This window comes from Haloprofundus salinisoli, assembly GCF_020097815.1.
Taxonomy (GTDB): Archaea; Halobacteriota; Halobacteria; order Halobacteriales; family Haloferacaceae; genus Haloprofundus; species Haloprofundus salinisoli.
On sequence record NZ_CP083663.1, the window covers coordinates 763715 to 781345 of the forward strand.

Genomic DNA, 17631 nt, shown 5'->3' on the forward strand with positions numbered 1-17631 from the left:
TCGTCCTCTCAGCTCCGTCGACTCGCTACTGCCGTGAGCAACGCCGCCGCGATTGTCGCCGTCGCACCGATTACCGCGACCAGAATCTGCGTGTCGGTCAGGTCGGAAAGGGTGGCGGTGTCGGCCACGGTAGACGCCACGGGTTCTTCGACCCGCTCGGAGACGACGCCGAGCGAGTAGTTCGGGAGGCTTCCGCCATCGGAGCGGACCCAAAAGTGGTACGCTCCGGTCTCGGGTGCGACGAACTGTCCGACGGTTCCGTCGAAGGTGAGGTCTATCGGCGAATCGCTCGGGTCGCGGATGCCGTAGAGAATCGGCTTGTCGTTGTCGAGCGCGATGCTGACGGTGTCCCCTTCCGACGCCTCGAACGCGTAGTAGTCGACGTCGGCGTCCGACGCGATCTCGCCGTTCAGTACCGTCCCCGGTGACAGCCACGTGCTGTTTCCGAAGTCGTCGTTCGGTTCGTTGACCGGACGGTTGCCGCCGACTTCGATGGTGTAGGTTGCGGCAATCTCTCCCGACGGTATCACGACGAAGTAGTACGTCCCCGATTCGGGAGCGACAAACCGCCCGACGTACGTCTCGTTGTCGTCGCTCACCAGCGAGAAGCGAACCGGTTCTTCGAGGAGCGAACGGTGGTTGTCGTCCAGAAGCTCGTAGTGGACGTACCCGTCGACGACGAACGTGAGGGTGACGTTCGCCCCCTTGACGGCCTCGAACGCGTACCAATCCTCGTCGTTCGCCGAGGTGATTTCGCCGTCTACCGAGTCACCATCCGCCAGCACCGTGCTGCTCTCGTGGTCGTCGTTCGGCTCGTTCGGCGGGTGAGTCCCTGCGATTTCGACGGTGTACGTCGGCGTGCTCCCTTGGTGCGACGTTATCAGGAGGTAGTACGTCCCGGTCCGAGGAACAGCGAACGACCCGACGTTGGCGTCCCCGCTACTCTCGAAGGAGAAGTCGGCCGGCACGTCCCTGAGTGAGCGTCCGTCGGCGTCGTGGAGGTCGTAATCCACTAACGCCCTGTTCTCGAGCGTGAGGGTGGCCGCCATCCCCTCGACGGCCTCGAAGGCGTACCAGTCTCGATCGGTCGCAGAGGAGACGCTACCGCTGAGAATCTGGCCCGCGTCGAGCGATGTCGCGGTCTGCTTCGAATCGTTCGGTTCCTGCTCTGTGACCGGCTGTGCGAACCCCGTTTCGCTGACGCCGCCCGTGAGGAGGGCTACCGAAATCAGCACTGCCAAGATCCGCTTCGAAACTGGTATCATAATAATTCCTAATAGACGCTTCTTTCGATATTGAACGTTCCGCGACACGAACGGGACAGTCAGGCAAACGGTGAATGTGCGTTCCAGTCGGGGACAGATTCTTGAAACGAATACTCCGAGTCGTCGCATCCGTCCCCGACTCCGCCACCCCCGAGTTACGGTCGGCCTGACGCTCGTGTTGAATCAACTGTCCCCCCGGAACTCTCACTCACCGGAAACGAGTACACGTACGAACACGTGCGGCCCGCCGCCAACGAGAGCGGTCCGTACCTTGGAGACGACTGTCACGTCTACGCCGGCGTCGACGGCATCGGCTGTCGCCACGAACAGCGCCCGCCGCGGGAGTGCATCGCTGACGCGTCGCTGTTGACGGCGACCAGAGAGTCGAGTACGAGGGGTCGTACTACGCGCTCGCAAGAACTCGACAGACGACAGTCCTCCCGCGGGACCGTTCGCGGAGGACAGTCTCGAAGGGCCGAGAGCTTACTCGTCTAACCTCTCTCTGAGCATCCCGTTGACGCTGCCGGGGTCGGCGCTCCCGCCGGTCTTCTGCATCACCTGGCCGACGAGGAAGTTGATTGCGCCGCCCTCGCCGTTGTGGTAATCCTCGACGGCGTCGGGGTTCTCCTCGATGGCCTCCTCGACGGCGGTGACGACGGCGTCGTCGTCGGCCTTGCCGAGACCCGCCTCCTCGATGACGTCGTCGGGGGCCATCCCGTCGTCGAGCATCCGCCGGAGGACGACCTCTTCGGCGTTCTTCGTCGTGATCTCGTCCTCCGCGACGAGCTCGACGAGGCGGGCGAACTCGTCTAACCTCCCTTCGACGTCCTCGATGGCCATGTCGCGGTAGTTGAGTTCGCCGAGCAGGTTGTCGGCGACCCACGTCGCCGCGAGGTCGGGGTCGAACGCCTCGGCGACGCGCTCGTAGAAGTCCGCGACCTCCTTCGTGGAGGTGAGTTTCGAGGCGGACTCGGCGTCGAGACCGTACTCCTCGCGGAAGCGCTCCCGACGGGCGTCGGGGAGTTCCGGAATCTCGATAGTCTTCTTCCACCCGGCGACCTGCAGCGGCGGGAGGTCGGCCTCGCGGAAGTAGCGGTAGTCCTTCTCCTCCTCCTTGGTCCGCATCGAGACGGTGGAGCCGTGGGCTTCGTTGAAATGCCGCGTCTCCTGCTCGACGGTCTTGCCGCGCTGGACGAGGTTCCGCTGCCGGGACGCCTCGTACGTGAGCGCCTTCTCCGCGCCCTTGTGACTGGAGATGTTCTTCACCTCGGTGCGGTTGGCCGCTTCCAGTACCTCCCCGGGAATCGAGCCGTCGTCTCGAATCTCGTCGGCGGGGACGAGACTCAGGTTCGCGTCGATGCGGAGCGATCCGTCGCGCGTGGAGTCGAAGACGCCGAGGTATTCGAGCACTTCTTCGAGCTTTGCGAGGAACGACCGGACCTCCGAGGGACTGCGGAAGTCGGGTTGGGTGACGATCTCCATCAGCGGCGTGCCGGCGCGGTTGTAGTCGACGAGCGTGTAGTCCGCGCGGTCGATGGCGACCGTCCGCGAGTCGAGGGCCCCCGCGCCGTCGCGGACGTGTTTGATGCTGCCGGGGTCCTCTTCGAGGTGGGCGCGACGGATGCTGACTGCCCGACGTTCGCCCTCGACGGCGAACTCCAGTGTGCCGTCCTGACAGATCGGGGCGTCGTACTGCGTGATCTGGAAGTTCTTCGGCAGGTCGGGGTAGTAGTAGTTCTTCCGGTGAAAACGCGTCTGTTCGGGGATGTCGGCGTCGAGCGCCTTCCCCACTTTGACGGCGGCCTCGACGGCACCCTCGTTGAGCACGGGGAGCGCGCCGGGGAGTCCGAGACAGGTCGGACAGGTCCGGGTGTTCGGGTCCTCGTCTTCGGCGGCGTCGGTCGAACAGCCGCAGAAAATCTTCGTCGCCGTCTCGAGTTGGACGTGGACTTCCAGCCCGATGACGACGGCGAGGTCGCGCTGTTCGAGCGCTTGCGCGGTCATTAGGCGGGCTATGACGGCGGGCGGCTAAATACTAACGCCTCGGTCCCGCGCTTCGATACTGCCGAGAGAAGAACGGGGAGCGCGGCTGCTTCGACCCCGCCCGCTTCGGACCGTCGGGGCGCACCCGTGTCTCTGCACGATGTCCGGCGTACTGGCACACGGCGTTCGGCTCCGGGCCCGTCATCCGAATCCTCGAATTTCGGCTGATTCGGACGCTCTCAGCGAATCGTCCGCTCTCCGTCTGACGTACATTTATGGGGGCGGAGGAGCGGAATACGTCCATGAGTAATCGGGTGGAGGAACTCGAATCCCAAGTGTCGGAACTGAGAGCCGCCGTCGACGGCCTCACCGAAGAGCTCGTCGAGACGAAGGAGCGACTGCGCCAGTTGGAGGCGGCGACCGACGCCGAACCGACCGTCCAGTCGTACGCCGGCGCCGAGACGACCGACGAGGCCTCTGCGCCCGCACCGGAATCGGAGGCCGAAGAAGCTAAATCCACCGAGGAGAAGGCTCAAGAAAGCGAGTCGGAATCCGACGAAAGCGACATCATCGTCGCCTGAGTCGTCGGGTCGACTCCCTCCACGAGCAACACATGCATATCAAAGAGCTCGTCCTTGACAACTTCAAGAGTTTCGGGCGCAAGACCCGAATCCCGTTCTACGAGGACTTCACCGTCGTCACCGGCCCCAACGGCTCCGGCAAGTCGAACATCATCGACGGCGTGCTGTTCGCGCTGGGCCTCGCCCGAACGCGCGGTATCCGCGCCGAGAAACTGACCGACCTCATCTACAACCCCGGTCACGACGACGGGGAGTTCTCGGGCGGTCCCCGCGAAGCCAGCGTCGAAGTCGTCCTCGACAACAGCGACGGCACTCTCGACCGGTCGCAGGTGACCACCGCCGCCGGCACCGACAACGTCGGCGACGTCGACGAGATCACCATCCGCCGCCGGGTGAAGCAGACCGAGGACAACTACTACTCGTACTACTACCTGAACGGCCGGTCGGTGAACCTCTCGGACATCCAGGACCTGCTCTCGCAGGCGGGCGTCGCCCCCGAGGGGTACAACGTCGTCATGCAGGGCGACGTGACCGAGATCATCAACATGACCGCGTTCCAGCGGCGCGAGATCCTCGACGAGATCGCGGGCGTCGCCGAGTTCGACGCGAAGAAGGACGCCGCCTTCGAGGAACTGGAGACCGTCGAGGACCGCATCGGCGAAGCCGACCTCCGCATCGAGGAGAAAGATGAGCGCCTCGACCAGCTCGCCGACGAACGCGAGACGGCGCTCGAGTACAAGAGTCTGCGCGAGGAGAAAGAGGAGTTCGAGGGTTACCTGAAAGCCGCCGAACTCGAAGACAAGCGCGCGGACTTCGAGCGGACCACGAACAAAATCACCTCGAAAGAAGGGAAACTCGCGGAGCTCCGCGAGGAACTCGACACCCGACAGGGTCGGCTCTCGCGGCTCGAAGACGAACTCGATGAACTAAACCGAGAAGTCGAGCGCAAGGGCGAGGACGAACAGCTCCGAATCAAGCGCGAGATAGAGTCGGTCAAAGGCGACATCAGCCGCCTCGAAGGCCAGATAGAGAACGCCGAGGAACGCAAGGAGACCGCCGAAAACGAGCGGCGACAGGCGTTCGTCGAAATCGATCACAAGCAGGAGAAAGTCGACGACGTCTCGACGCAGATGCGGCAGGTGAAAGTCGAGAAAGCCTCGATAAAGAGCGACGTCGTCGACAAGCGGACGACGCTCGCCGAGATACAGGAGGAGATAGAGAACGTCGACACCGAGTTCGACGAGCTCAAAGCCGACCTCGCCGACCGCCGCGAGCGCGTCGAGGAGCTCAAATCCGAGAAGAACGAGCGACAGCGCGAGAAAGACCGCCTCCTCGACGAGGCGCGACGGCGTTCGAACCGCGTCAGCGAGGCGCGCGACGACCTCGAGGCCGCACACGAGTCGATTCCCGAACTGAAGGCGAAACTCTCGGAACTGCACAGCGAACTCGACAAGGCGCAGAAGAACGAGTCGAAGTCCCAAGAGATCGTCTCGGAGTTCCGCGAGAAGAAACAGGCGCTGCAGGACGAACTGAGCGAGGTCGAAGACGACATCCGCTCGAAGCAGTCCGAGTACGCCGAACTCGAAGCTCGGGCGGGACGCAACGGCGACAACTCGTTCCCGCGCTCGGTGACGACCGTGTTGAACGCCGGTATCGACGGCGTCCACGGCGCGGTCGGCCAACTCGGCTCCGTCGCCGGCGAGTACGCCGTCGCCTGTGAGACGGCCGCAGGTGGACGACTGGCGAACGTCGTCGTCGACGACGACGGCGTCGGCTCGTCCTGTATCGACTATCTCAAATCCCGCAACGCGGGCCGGGCGACGTTTTTGCCCATCACGAAGATGCAGAACCGGCGGCTGCCGCGGAAGCCGCGCGACCCGGGCGTCGTCGACTTCGCGTACAATCTCGTGGAGTTCGACAGCGCGTACGACAGCGTCTTCTCGTACGTGCTCGGGTCGACGCTCGTCGTCGAGGACATGCAGACCGCCCGGCAGTTCATGGGTGATTACCGCATGGTGACGCTCGACGGCGACCTCGTCGAGAAGAGCGGTGCGATGACCGGCGGCAGCCGTGGCGGGTCGCGTTACTCCTTCTCCAAGTCGGGAGAGGGCCGCCTCGAACGCGTCGCCAAGGAGATCTCGAAGCTCGAAGACCGGCGACGGTCGCTCAACGGCGAGATCCGAGATCTGGAGGGCAAACTCGACGACGCCCGCGAGCGGCAGTCGAACGCCGCTGACAAGGTGCGCGCCATCGAGGGCGACATCAGCCGAGTGGAGGGAGACCTCGACGGCGCGAAGTCGAAGATCGAGGAGTTGGAGGCGACGCTCGAGGAGTTGGAGGCCGAACGCGACTCCGTCGACGAGGAGATGAGCGACCTCGACGCGGAGATACACGAGATAGACGCCGAAGTCGCGGACGTCGAGGCGGAGATTGAAGAACTGGAGTCCGAACTCGCCGACTCGAAGATTCCGGAGCTGACGAGCCGCGCCGACGACGTCCGCGCGGACATCGACGAGCTCGAACATCGGATGGACGGGTTGGATAGCCGCCTCAACGAACTCCAACTGGAGAAGCAGTACGCCGAGGAGGCCGTCTCTGACCTCGAAGAGACCGTCGAGAACGCCCAGAACCGCAAGGCCGCCGCCGAGGAGAAGATCGCCGAGGCCGAGGCCGCCATCGAGGAGAAGGAGGCGGTGCTCGACGAGAAGCACGAGGCGGTCGAGGAACTCGAAGAGGAGCTCGTCGAACTCAAGACGGAACGCAACGAGCTCCGCGAAGAACTGCGAGAGGCGAAGGACGAACGCGACGAGCAGAAGGAAGCCGTCTCGCGGGCCGAGTCGCGTCTCGAATCGCTCGAAAGCGCGAAGGAGCGCCTCTCGTGGGAGATCGACGAACTCGAAGCCGAGGTCGGAGAGTACGATCCCGACGAGATTCCCGACCACCAAACGGTGGAGAGGAACGTCGAACGGCTCGAAGGCGAGATGGAGGCGCTCGAGCCGGTCAACATGCTCGCCATCGACGAGTACGACTCCGTCGAGGCCGACCTCTCGGACCTCCAGGAGCGTCGCGACGTGCTCGTCGAGGAGCGAGATGGCATCGAAGAGCGCATCGAGCAGTTCGAGACCCAGAAGAAGCGCACGTTCATGGAGGCGTACGAGGCCATCGACGCGCAGTTCCAGCGCATCTTCGAGCGTCTCTCGGCGGGGTCGGGCGAACTTCACCTCGAAGACCCCGAAGACCCCTTCGAGGGCGGGCTGACCATGAAAGCCCAACCCGCCGACAAGCCGATTCAACGGCTCGACGCGATGTCCGGCGGCGAGAAGTCGCTGACGGCGCTCGCGTTCATCTTCGCCATCCAGCGGCACAACCCCGCGCCGTTCTACGCGCTCGACGAGGTGGACGCCTTCCTCGACGCGGCCAACGCCGAACGCGTCGGCCAGATGGTCGACGACCTCGCGGGCGACGCGCAGTTCGTCGTCGTCTCGCACCGCTCGGCGCTGCTCGAACGCTCCGAGCGCGCCATCGGCGTGACGATGCAGGGCGACAACGTCAGCGCCGTCACCGGGATTCGGTTCGGCAATCAGAGCGGTGACAGCGACGACAGCGACGGCAACGACGGCGATTCCGACGACGGGGGTGACGGCGACAGCGACGCCGACGAGGGTCTCCCCGCGGAGGTGAGCGCCGATGACTGAGTTCGAAGAGAGCGACGTCCCCGACGTCGTTCCCGAGGCCGTCGAAGAGACGGCCGAGGACGAGGTCGAACCGGTCGAACTGCTCGTCCAACTCGCCGAGGAGGGCGAGATAGAGCCGTGGGACATCGACATCGTCGCGGTCACCGACGCGTTCCTCGAACGCCTCGACGCGACGGACCTTCGCACGTCCGGTCGCGCGCTGTTCTACGCGAGCGTCCTGCTTCGGATGAAGAGCGACGAACTGCTCGCGCCCGAGGAGCCCGAGGAACCCGAACCGGAGCCGTGGGAGATGGCGATGGAGGGCGGCGACGATGTGGCACCGGGCTTCGACCCCATCGACGCGCTCGAAGACGAGATGGACCGCCGCCTCGAACGCCGGAGCGCCCGCGGGTCGCCGGAGACGCTGGACGAACTCGTCCACGAACTCCGCGAGGCCGAGCGCGGGTCGTGGTGGAAGCGCTCCCGAGAGTACGACACCACGTCCTCGCCGCGCGGGTTCAGCCGCGGGACGCAGACGCTCGACTACCACGCCGCCGACGACCTGCGTCGGGACGGCGAACCCGGCGAGGACGAGGTGACGGGGACGACGCACGACGAGCATATGGAGGACACCATCGAGACGGTCGAGGCGCACCTCCGCGAGCAGTACGAGAACGGACGCGACGAGGTGCTGTTCGCCGAACTCCGGGGCGTCGGCGGCCGACCCGTCGAGACGTATCTCGCGCTGCTGTTCTTGGCGCACCGCAGCGTCGTCACCCTCGAACAGGACGACCTGTTCGGCGACCTCTGGGTGCAGCCGAGAGACGAAGAGACGAAGAAGACGCCGGCGGTCGCCGACTGAGGCCGACCCGTTCTCGGTGGCGACGCGGCGGGTTCGCCGACGGGACGCCGCCAGTGGAAACAGGAAGACTCCCCGAATCTCAACTGAACTCCATGTATCGGGCGTGTTCGAGCCACTCTTCGAGCGACGGCGAGCGGTAGAATCTGACCTCGTTCTGTCGCGGGTCGTAGTCGACGACACCCGCCGCATCCAGACGCGGTAACTTCGAGTGGTGAACGTCGATTTTGACCTGCTCCCGAGACGGGGGGTCGGCTCTCTCCGTGCCCGCCGCCTCGTACTCGCACACGGCGTCGACCACCTCCTCGGCTCCGGTCACGTCGCTCTCCATCCCGTAGAGGTAGTAGAGAACGTATCTGAGACGGGCGACGCTCAGAAGGTCGAAGATAGCGTCGAGATTCCCGGTGACCTGCGAGTACCGGACTAGCTGACTCCCACCACCACTGTTGCTCTCACCACCTTTCGGACCGGATTCATCGTCAGACATTCTACTCACCATACAACGCCCGCGTAGTAAATGTCGGTGCTTTAACAATAATATCGCGATTGAAAAATTATCCGATTTCAGAGAGAGAATAACGGGTCACGGGTGAAAACGGCGTTCGGTTCGTCGGCCTCGAAAACCGGTGGGAGCCGACGCCCGAAGGGGGCGAGCGTTCAGTCGAGGTAGTCGCCGACCAGCAGGTCGACGCGCTCGCGCGTCTCCTCGGGGACGGCGTCGGCGGGCGTGTTGACGGTTCCTTCGAGCGCCGTATGCGCGTCGCACTCGAACTCGTCGGGGAGCGTCCGGATGGCCTCCTCGACCGTGCGCTTGATGGCCTCCTGATTCTTCTCGGCGTTTTCGAGCACTTCTTCGAGCGTCACCTCGTGGTCCCGCTTCCAGACGTCGTAGTCGGTGACGCCCGCGACGGTGGCGTAGGCGATCTCGGCCTCGCGGGCGAGTTTCGCTTCCGGAACCGCCGTCATCCCGACGACGTCCCATCCTTGCGAACGATAGAACTCGCTCTCGGCGCGCGTCGAGTACTGCGGCCCCTCGATGCAGACGTAGGTGCCGCCCTCCTGTCTCTCCGCGTCGGTCGCCGACTCCGCGGCGTCGGCGAGATGCGAGACGAGTTCGGGGCTGTACGGCTCCGTGATGGGCTGGTGGACGACGATGCCGTCGCCGAAGAACGTCGAGGTGCGGTGCTTCGTGCGGTCGAAAATCTGTCCCGGGACGACGAGCGTTCCCGGCGGCAGCTCCTCCTTCAGGCTGCCGACGGCGTTGGAAGCGAAGATATACTCGACGCCCAGTTTCTTGAACGCGTAGATGTTCGCGCGGTACGGTAGATTCGTCGGCGAGCGGCCGTGTTTCGGGCCGTGGCGCGGCAGGAACGCGACTTCGCGGCCCGTATCGCCGAACTCGCCGACGGTGACCGGCGCGCTCGGTTCTCCGTAGGGCGTCTCTATCTCCTCTTCGCGGGTGTTCGACAGCGGAAGCGCCTCGTAGATCCCGCTTCCGCCGATGAAGCCGATAGCCATGGTAGTACTGGTGTCGATGTCCACCTAAGAACACTGGTTCTGTCGAGGCGTTCCGACCGGTAGTCGTGCCCGGGTCGCCGTCGAAAGGGGTCTCCGAATCGCCGTCGAAAGCGGGGTGTGCTCCGTCAGGGGTCGGTTACAGGCCGAGGCGGGGACCGACTCGCTTCTGAAACCACGTCGCCAGTTCGATGCTCGGGCGCTCTCTCGTCAGTTTGTACATCGGCACGAGGTCGGGGCCGAGTTTCGACTTCGGCTGACCGGAACGCGGGTCTATCGCGCCGTGTAAGTTGTAGCGGGAGACGCCTGCTTCCTTGGCGTCGCGGATAATCTGCCAGTCGAGCAGCTCGTTCGCCGGAACGTTCTCGAGGGGTCTGGCTCCGCCCTTCCACCACCACGTCGTGTCGCCGAACCGGACGGCTATCTTCCCACCGACGTACTCGCCGTCTTTCAGACAGACGTAGGGTCGGGCCTGCTCGTCGGGGAGCGCCTCGTAGTAGTCGAGAACCTGCTCGGGGCTGGTGTCTTGGTAGGCGATGTCCGACTGCTCGAACCGCGCCCAGATGTGCTCGGCGATGCGGCGCGCCTCGGGTTCGCCGCCGACCCGAATCTCGCATCCGGCATCGCGCGCCTCGTCGATCGCGCGGCGGACCGACCGGGAGAACGACCGTTTGATTTCGTCGAGTTCGCGTTCGAGATCGACGATGTACGTCGCGTCCATCTCGACGTCGAAATCGTTCCACACCCACGGCCGGAAATCGCCGTACCGGTCGGTGGTGTGTATCTGGAACCGGTCGGGGTCGAACCGGTCGTCGACCCACTCGATACACCCCTCGACGAACTGTCGGTGGCGACGCTCTCGCTTTCTCGTCTTGAGATTCTCGTAGTTCGAGAGAATCGGCCCGAGGAGGATTATCGAGATCCCCTCCGGCGGGGATTTCACCAGTTTGAGCGGCCCCTTCTGCTTCTCGAAGAAGGGGAACAGGCCGACCGGCTCCTCGCCTTTGTAGCCCACTAACCGATGAAGCGACGCGTCGGCCTCCGACGCGATGACGCGGAGGACGCCGGACTGGTGAAAAGGCGTCGCCATCGGCGACTGTTCGACCAGGTAGTCCCACTCCTCGTCAGTGCCTGAGTGTCGGCGAATCGATACGGTCATGCGGGATAATTACCAATGGAGGCTATAGCCGTTTTCTCAGTTTCAGGGCTCTGTCTCCGAGAGAGAACCGTTGGAGCGTGCTCTCGGAGAGCAGTGCCGGGAGTTGAATCGACGCGAATTCGGAGCTGACTACCGATGAGAGGTCCTCTTTCTGCTGCTGAACCCACGTTCTCAACTGAAGCACCCGATGCTGTCGCGTCAGGTCGTACGTGGGAACGAGTTCGGGCGAGAACTTCGCCTTCGCGCCGCTCGTTCGTCGCTCTAGCGCTCCGTGGAAGTCGAACTGGGTCGCCCCCACCTCCGCCGCCATCAGACGCAGAACATCGAACTGATGAAACGGCGTCCCCATAGACGACTGTTCGAGCCACTCGTCCCAGTCATGCTCTGTACACGTCGTCTCGGAGAGATGTTCGACCGATATCGACATACGTAACTGTTTTCTGGTAAACACATCAGTGCTTTTTCAAAGAATTCGGTATCTCAGAACTTTCGATTGGTTCCGGTTTTTGATAGGATACCTCACCCAGAATCGGTGCTGGTCGGGCACCGTGCCGGGTCGGACTCGGCGGGCTCTCATCGCGCTCGAATCCAGACGGACGAACACGAAGCCTGTCGATATTGCCGCGACCGTTCGATTGCGGAGCCGTACCGGCAACACCAACTGGTTCGTGGTAGCCACTATCAGGAGAGTTGAAGTAGTTTGCTGTGTTTCACGAGACAGTGACAGCGCCCTCCTACAAGAGCGAGCTGACAGATGGCGACCTCGTCAGGCCGATGCTTCGGTTGGCAGTGCCGATGGTCGTCATTCAGCTCCTCCAAGTGATGTACAACGTCGCGGACACGTTCTGGTTGGGGCTCCTCTCGGCGAACGCCGTCGGCGCGCTGAGCCTCGCGTTCCCGATGATCTTCTTTCTCATCTCCATCGGCGGCGGCTTCACCGCCGCGGGGACGATTCTCGTCGCGCAGTACACGGGTGCCGACAGCGACGGGTCGGCTGATCTCATCGCCGGACAGACTATCTCGTTCGTGACGCTTCTGGCGGTCGCCATCGGAATCTTGGGCTTCTTCGTCACCGACCCGATGCTCTCGCTGTTGCCGACGGACGTGGAGACGGGCACGGACATCGTTCCGCTCGCGGGCGACTACATGCGCCTGTTCTTCCTCGGGTCGCCGTTTCTCTTCGGCTTCTTCATCTTCTCGTCGCTGATGCGTGGCTACGGCAACACGCGGGTGCCGATGCTGGTGATGGTCGTCAGCGTCGCCATCAACGTCGTGCTCGACCCGCTGCTCATCTTCGGGTGGTGGGTGTTCCCCCGGTTGGAGATAGAGGGCGCGGCCATCGCGACGATTCTCGCCAGAGCCGTCGCGGCGGCCATCGGGATGTACGTGCTCTTCGGCACCGACGTGGGTCCGGACGTGCGTCTCGAACACCTCCCGCTTCGGTTCGACCGCGTCCGCGACATCGTCTCGCTCGGCGTACCGACGGCGCTCGAACAGTCCACCAGCGCGCTCGCGATGATTCTGATGACCGCGATGGTCGCCACGTTCCCCCCGGCGGTCGTCACCGCGTACGGCCTCGGCAACCGCCTCACGTCGCTCATTTTCCTCCCGGCGATGGGGATGGGCCAGGCCATCGACGCCGTCGTCGGCCAGAACCTCGGCGCGGGCAAACCCGAGCGCGCGGCGCGAGCGGCGAAACTCGCGGCGAAGATCGTCACCGTCGCGTTGCTTCCGCTGGCCGTCGTGGCCGCCGTCACGCCCGAACCGATCGTCGCCGTCTTCCTCGGGGCGGGCGGTCCGCGGGCGGCGGAGACCATCGCCCACGCCAGCGACTACCTCCGCATCGCGTCGGTGATGTTCGTCTTCATGGGCGTCCTCCAGGTGATGCTCGGGACGTTCCGCGGCGCGGGCAACACGAAGACGGCGCTCGTCATGTCGGCTATCACCCTGTGGGTCGTCCGCCTGCCGGCGATGTACGTCCTCGTTTTCGTCGAGAACTGGGCCGAAACCGGCATCTGGGTCGCCGTCGCCCTCGGCGACATCGGCGGTGCCATCGTCGCCGTCGCGTGGTTCACCCGCGGGACGTGGAAAAGCGCCGTCGTCGACACCGACGACGGGGAGTCGTCGAAGAACGAGTGCACCGCCGACAGGACGCCGACCGACGACTGAGAACTAACTAAAAATCGGAGCGTGGCCGCTCTAGGCGCTCGCTTCGCGCATCTCGTCTGCGCCACTCGGAATCACGCCGAGTTGTTCCATCATGCCCAGCGCGTGCGGACTGTTGAACTCCTCGATGCACAGCTCGCCGTCGAATCGGACGATGGTGATTCCCGGCGTCTCCACCGACTTCCCGGTCGGCGGAATCTCCATCCCGCGGACGCGGAGCGTCCCCTCGTGGGTGCCAGTGACACGGTATCTACAGACGACGCAGTCGTCAGCGACGACGAGTTCGTCGATGTGGACGGTGAGGTCCGGCATCGCCTCACGGTACGACTCGATGAGCGCCCGGTACTCGTCGGCGCCGCGGAACGACTGTTCGAGTTGGTAGTGCGTCGAGACGTAGCCGTCGGCGAGCGCCTCGTCCAGTACGTCGTACTCTCCTCTGCTCCACGCTTCGTCTGCGACGCGTCGGAACTGTGCCTCCATCTGTCTCTTCGGTTCGGTGGTTGCCATATCTGTCACCAACATTCGTGTACAACTCGCGGAGAGATAGAGATTCGCTCAGCGATCCAAGATAGTTCTGATTCCTCTAATCCTATTTAGAAGGTTCAGAATAGTAGAATCGAGTAGGGAGGTTTTCCAATTCCACCGTTCTTGCAGGCTGATAACTCCGGCCTAAATTGCACTTATACTCCAGTTCGAACAGTAGTTCCTTTCCGGTTCTATCGTCAAAATCGAAGGCTGGGTGCCTCAACTGGCAGAAATCAGACGCCTGGACGATTTCTGTTTCGAGTTCGAGTAGTCTACTCATTTCACTCTCACCAATTGGAGAAACGGTAACAGAGAGTTCGTGAGCGGGACCTTTTCCGAGATTTAGGACGCCTACCCGGCTGTTGTTTTGGACTCCAATAAAAAGGGTAGGAGCAACACTGGCCTCACGAGTACGTTTGCTCTCTCGCACCGACAGTAAGGTAAAAATGGCGGACAAGAGAGCGATAACAACTAACGAGACATCTTGGATGCTGATTGATTCTTGGATACTGTGAATATAGAACAACAACCCTACAACAACCGCCGTGCCAACAAGCAGAACTGAGACTCCATCGAAGGTCCCAATACTAAATTCAGATAGACGATTTCGGTCAGAAATACTGGTTTGATTAATCAGTTCAACCTCATCTGTTGAATCAGAAGACGAATTACTTGACATATTTTGCTACTGTTCAGTGTGCGTACTTGAAATAATCTATGGACACCGTCCGTTCGTCAGATAACCGCGCCCGACTCCAACACCGCAATCAACAGCGTCAGCACCGGAATACTGACGATCGTCGTCGAGAAGACGACGGCGCTGACGTACTCCGCCGCCGAGAGACCGCCGATGGTCACACCGTCGGAGAACTCGATGACGAGGATGAGCGGCGTGATGGCGGCGGGCATCGCGCATTCGAGGACGAACACGCGGGCGACGGTGGAGTCGGCGAATCCGAGCGCGAAAGCGACTCCCAAGCCGACGACGGGCGCGACGGCCATCTTCAACGCGCTCGCGACGCCGACGCGCGAGAGCGCGGAGCCGTAGTCGGTGTTGGCCAGTTGGATGCCGAGGATGAGTAGCATCACCGGAATCGAAGAGTCGCCGACGAGTTTCAGCGTCTCCATCGCCGCGCCGTCGACGGGCGGAACGAGGCCTAACCACCGCGCCGCGAGGGCGACGACGACGGCGTAGACGAGCGGGATGCGGAGCACGCGCTTGAACCCGGCCAGCCCCGCCGACCCGCCGCTCCGAGAGGCGATGTAGATGCCGGCGGTGTACATCAGCACGCCTTGCACCGAGAGGTAGAGCACCGCTGTGCTGCGTCCGGTCGCGCCGAATGCGAACTCCGAGAGCGGGACGCCGTAGTTACCCGCGTTCGGGAAGGCGCTGACGAGGACGAGCGCGCTCAATAACGGTTCGGGTTCGCCGAGCAGTCGGCCGATACCCTCGGCGACGACGATCATCGCGAAGGTATAGACGGCGACGCCTGCGGCGACTCGGACGAGCGTTCCACCGCCGAGCGTCGTCGTCGCGAGACTGTGAAAGACGAGTGCGGGCGCGAGAACGTAGAGCGTAATCGTGTTCAACGGACCGGGGTCGACGTTCTGCGTTCGACCGAGTAGAAAACCGACGCCCGCCAACGTGAGGATCGGCAGTATGGCAGTGGCGAAGATAGAAACCAGTGACACGCTCGAAGCCACCTGTGCAACGATACCAAACGTTTCGGATGCGGCGACCTACGGTGTGTGAACGGTGTCGAAGGCTGTCTGTAACCGACTACGCGCCGACGCCTTCGTTGTCGATGAGCCGCCACGCGTCCGACCCGGTGGTCTCGACGAACTCGCGGCGCTCCATCTCCGCCATCACTTCCTGCAGGCGGTCGGGTTGGGCGATCTCCATCCCGATGGGATCGACGTCGTGGAACTCGTCGAGGTAGTGGCGCACGTCGTCGAGTTCGAACGTCTCCTCGTCGGCTTTCACCATCACGCCCGAGATGAGGTCGACCATGTCCTCGATGAAGTTCCACGGATAGACGATCCAGGCCCACTCCTCGAGGCGCTCGCCGACGTAATCGGGCTCGAACTCGCTGGTCTGCAGCAGTTGCAGCGTCGCCGTGTGAACCTCGTTCGCGCTGCGCTCGCGGACGTACTCGTCGGCGCGCTCGATGGAGCCGCCGGTGTCGGCGATGTCGTCGATGATGAGCACGTTCTTGCCTTCGACGCTGCCCTCCGGCATCGGATAGCGGACCTCGGGTTCGCCCGACTTCTGAGCGGTGCCGACGTAGTGTTCCATCTTCAGACTCGTCAGGTCGTCCAGTCCGAGGAAGTCGCAGAGACACCGACCCGCGAACCACCCGCCGCGGGCGAGCGCGACGACCACGTCCGGTTCGAACGACGACTCTTTGACGTCGTCGCTCACGTCGCGGCAGAGCCCGTAGATGTACTCCCAGTTGGTGATCGTGCACTTGAACTCGTCGGGGAGGTCGCTCATTTCCGACTGTGACTCTGCCACGGCCGCACATAAGGGTTTACAGGTAGTCTCGTCGCCTTCTCCGGGCCGAATCGGCTCGAACGCGACTCCGTCGCGGCACCGATAGGCGACCCGCCGAACGGCGAGCGTCGCGGGCCGGACGACCACAAAGTATTAACACCCGGTTGTATCACTAGGTAGTATGTCGGAGTTCACCGGATTCTCCGCGACCGGAGAGGCGGAAGTGACCCGCGCGATAGCCAGCGAGTGGAGCGAGGAGTTTCTCGACTACACAGAGAGCGACGTCATCGTCGTCGGCGGCGGACCGTCGGGGTTGATGGCGGCGAAAGAGCTCGCCGACCGGGGCGTGAAGACGACCGTCGTCGAGAAGAACAACTACCTCGGCGGCGGGTTCTGGCTCGGCGGTTTCCTGATGAACACGGTCACCGTCCGCGACCCCGCCCAGACGGTGCTCGACGAGTTGGGCGTCCCCTACGAAGAGACCGAGGAGGCCGACGGGCTGTACACCGCGAAGGGCCCGCACGCCTGTTCGGCGCTCATCGCCGCCGCCTGCGACGCCGGCGCGCGGATGCAGAACATGACGGAGTTCACAGACGTCGTCGTCCGCGACGGACACCGCGTCGCCGGCGTCGTGATGAACTGGACCCCGGTCCACGCGCTGCCGCGCGAACTCACCTGCGTCGACCCCGTCGCCGTCGAATCCGACCTCGTCGTCGACGCGACGGGGCACGAGGCCGTCGTCGTCTCGAAGCTTCAGGAGCGGGGCGTCCTCGACGCGCCGGGCATCGAACACGCCCGCGAGCACAACGTCGGGATGGACCAGACGGGCGAGAACGAGTACGGCGCCCCCGGCCACGACTCGCCGGGCCACGACTCGATGTGGGTCGCAGAGAGCGAAGACCAGGTCGTCGAGAAGACGGGCCTCGTCCACGACGGCCTCGTCGCCACCGGGCTGGCGACGGCGACGACGCACAAGCTCCCCCGGATGGGGCCGACGTTCGGCGCGATGCTGCTGTCGGGTAAGCGCGCCGCGCAGGTCGCGCTCGACGAACTCGACGCCGACGCCGCGCCGGTCGAGATGGTCCCCGAGCGGCCCGCGCCGGCGGACGACTGACGGCGGAGCGCGGCAGAACGCATCAACCGTCCGGCGGAACGCCGACCAACCCCGCGCTCACGTCCCAGAGCCGGTGTCGAGTCGGCTCGTCACCGACCGACGAGGTCGACCGAACCGCTTCGTCGTCGACGTAGACGCCGTTTCGTTCCACGAGTTTCGAGCCGAGAGCCGCCGCGAGGAAACTCTCGGCCTCTCCGTCGAGCGACCCCGTGAATCCGAGCGGGAGGTGCGAGAAAGCGGCGGTCGGCGAGTTCGCGGGCGACAGCAATAACCATCCGTCCGACGACGAAACAGGG

The 17631-nt window shown here is 63.7% G+C and carries 16 protein-coding genes; 5 read left to right on the forward strand and 11 right to left on the reverse strand.

Translation table 11 applies throughout. The features are described from left to right. Positions 1 to 8: 8 nt before the first annotated feature. Positions 9 to 1241, reverse strand: coding sequence for a hypothetical protein (locus tag LAQ73_RS04050; protein WP_224269970.1), 1233 nt, complete (start codon positions 1239 to 1241; stop codon positions 9 to 11). Between the two features lie 507 nt (positions 1242 to 1748). After that, positions 1749 to 3269 carry an Asp-tRNA(Asn)/Glu-tRNA(Gln) amidotransferase subunit GatB gene (gatB, locus tag LAQ73_RS04055; protein WP_224269971.1) on the reverse strand — a complete coding sequence of 507 codons (1521 nt, stop codon included), beginning with the start codon at positions 3267 to 3269 and terminating at the stop codon, positions 1749 to 1751. A 281-nt stretch (positions 3270 to 3550) separates the two neighbouring features. On the opposite strand from gatB, the gene LAQ73_RS04060 reads away from it, so the two are divergent. The 3 genes from LAQ73_RS04060 to LAQ73_RS04070 are packed head-to-tail and all read left to right on the forward strand — an operon-like array spanning position 3551 to position 8365. Next, complete coding sequence (locus tag LAQ73_RS04060) at positions 3551 to 3829, forward strand: DUF7518 family protein (RefSeq protein ID WP_224269972.1); 279 nt, start codon at positions 3551 to 3553, stop codon at positions 3827 to 3829. 32 nt (positions 3830 to 3861) lie between these two features. Next, entirely contained in the window at positions 3862 to 7524 is a 3663-nt protein-coding gene (smc, locus tag LAQ73_RS04065) for a chromosome segregation protein SMC (protein ID WP_224269973.1), read from the forward strand. After that, positions 7517 to 8365, forward strand: a complete 849-nt coding sequence (locus tag LAQ73_RS04070; RefSeq protein WP_425601118.1) for a segregation/condensation protein A — start codon at positions 7517 to 7519, stop codon at positions 8363 to 8365. Before smc ends, LAQ73_RS04070 begins: the two co-directional genes overlap by 8 nt. A gap of 79 nt (positions 8366 to 8444) precedes the next feature. Here LAQ73_RS04070 and LAQ73_RS04075 read toward each other — a convergent pair whose 3' ends face one another. From LAQ73_RS04075 to LAQ73_RS04090, 4 genes are all read right to left on the reverse strand, one after another. Further along, positions 8445 to 8849, reverse strand: a complete 405-nt coding sequence (locus LAQ73_RS04075; RefSeq protein ID WP_224269974.1) for a DUF7344 domain-containing protein — start codon at positions 8847 to 8849, stop codon at positions 8445 to 8447. 170 nt (positions 8850 to 9019) lie between these two features. Then, the gene (gene mtnP, locus LAQ73_RS04080; RefSeq protein WP_224269975.1) at positions 9020 to 9880 is read right to left on the reverse strand and encodes an S-methyl-5'-thioadenosine phosphorylase; all 861 of its coding nucleotides are present in this window, start codon (positions 9878 to 9880) and stop codon (positions 9020 to 9022) included. Between the two features lie 136 nt (positions 9881 to 10016). Further along, entirely contained in the window at positions 10017 to 11036 is a 1020-nt protein-coding gene (locus tag LAQ73_RS04085) for a GNAT family N-acetyltransferase (protein WP_224269976.1), read from the reverse strand. A 22-nt stretch (positions 11037 to 11058) separates the two neighbouring features. Further along, a complete protein-coding gene (locus LAQ73_RS04090; RefSeq protein WP_224269977.1) occupies positions 11059 to 11463 on the reverse strand; it encodes a hypothetical protein in 405 nt (134 codons plus the stop codon). Between the two features lie 347 nt (positions 11464 to 11810). Between LAQ73_RS04090 and LAQ73_RS04095 the strand changes: the two genes are divergently transcribed. Next, positions 11811 to 13205, forward strand: coding sequence for an MATE family efflux transporter (locus LAQ73_RS04095; RefSeq protein WP_224270715.1), 1395 nt, complete (start codon positions 11811 to 11813; stop codon positions 13203 to 13205). A gap of 30 nt (positions 13206 to 13235) precedes the next feature. Here LAQ73_RS04095 and LAQ73_RS04100 read toward each other — a convergent pair whose 3' ends face one another. The 4 genes from LAQ73_RS04100 to LAQ73_RS04115 all read right to left on the reverse strand — a co-directional run bounded on the left by LAQ73_RS04100 (position 13236) and on the right by LAQ73_RS04115 (position 16221). After that, complete coding sequence (locus LAQ73_RS04100) at positions 13236 to 13682, reverse strand: ester cyclase (RefSeq protein ID WP_224269978.1); 447 nt, start codon at positions 13680 to 13682, stop codon at positions 13236 to 13238. Positions 13683 to 13791: 109 nt separating this feature from the next. Beyond that, positions 13792 to 14406 (reverse strand): hypothetical protein, encoded by a 615-nt coding sequence (locus LAQ73_RS04105; protein ID WP_224269979.1) that lies wholly within the window; start codon positions 14404 to 14406, stop codon positions 13792 to 13794. A gap of 56 nt (positions 14407 to 14462) precedes the next feature. After that, entirely contained in the window at positions 14463 to 15419 is a 957-nt protein-coding gene (locus LAQ73_RS04110) for an AEC family transporter (RefSeq protein WP_224269980.1), read from the reverse strand. 88 nt (positions 15420 to 15507) lie between these two features. Further along, positions 15508 to 16221 (reverse strand): phosphoribosyltransferase, encoded by a 714-nt coding sequence (locus LAQ73_RS04115; RefSeq protein ID WP_224269981.1) that lies wholly within the window; start codon positions 16219 to 16221, stop codon positions 15508 to 15510. A 181-nt stretch (positions 16222 to 16402) separates the two neighbouring features. Here LAQ73_RS04115 and LAQ73_RS04120 point away from each other — a divergent pair, with 181 nt between their 5' ends. Continuing rightward, a complete protein-coding gene (locus LAQ73_RS04120) occupies positions 16403 to 17335 on the forward strand; it encodes a sulfide-dependent adenosine diphosphate thiazole synthase (protein ID WP_224269982.1) in 933 nt (310 codons plus the stop codon). A 22-nt stretch (positions 17336 to 17357) separates the two neighbouring features. Here the strand turns inward: LAQ73_RS04120 and LAQ73_RS04125 are convergent, their stop codons facing one another. Continuing rightward, the gene (locus LAQ73_RS04125; RefSeq protein WP_224269983.1) at positions 17358 to 17603 is read right to left on the reverse strand and encodes a hypothetical protein; all 246 of its coding nucleotides are present in this window, start codon (positions 17601 to 17603) and stop codon (positions 17358 to 17360) included. Between the last annotated feature and the right edge of the window lie 28 nt (positions 17604 to 17631).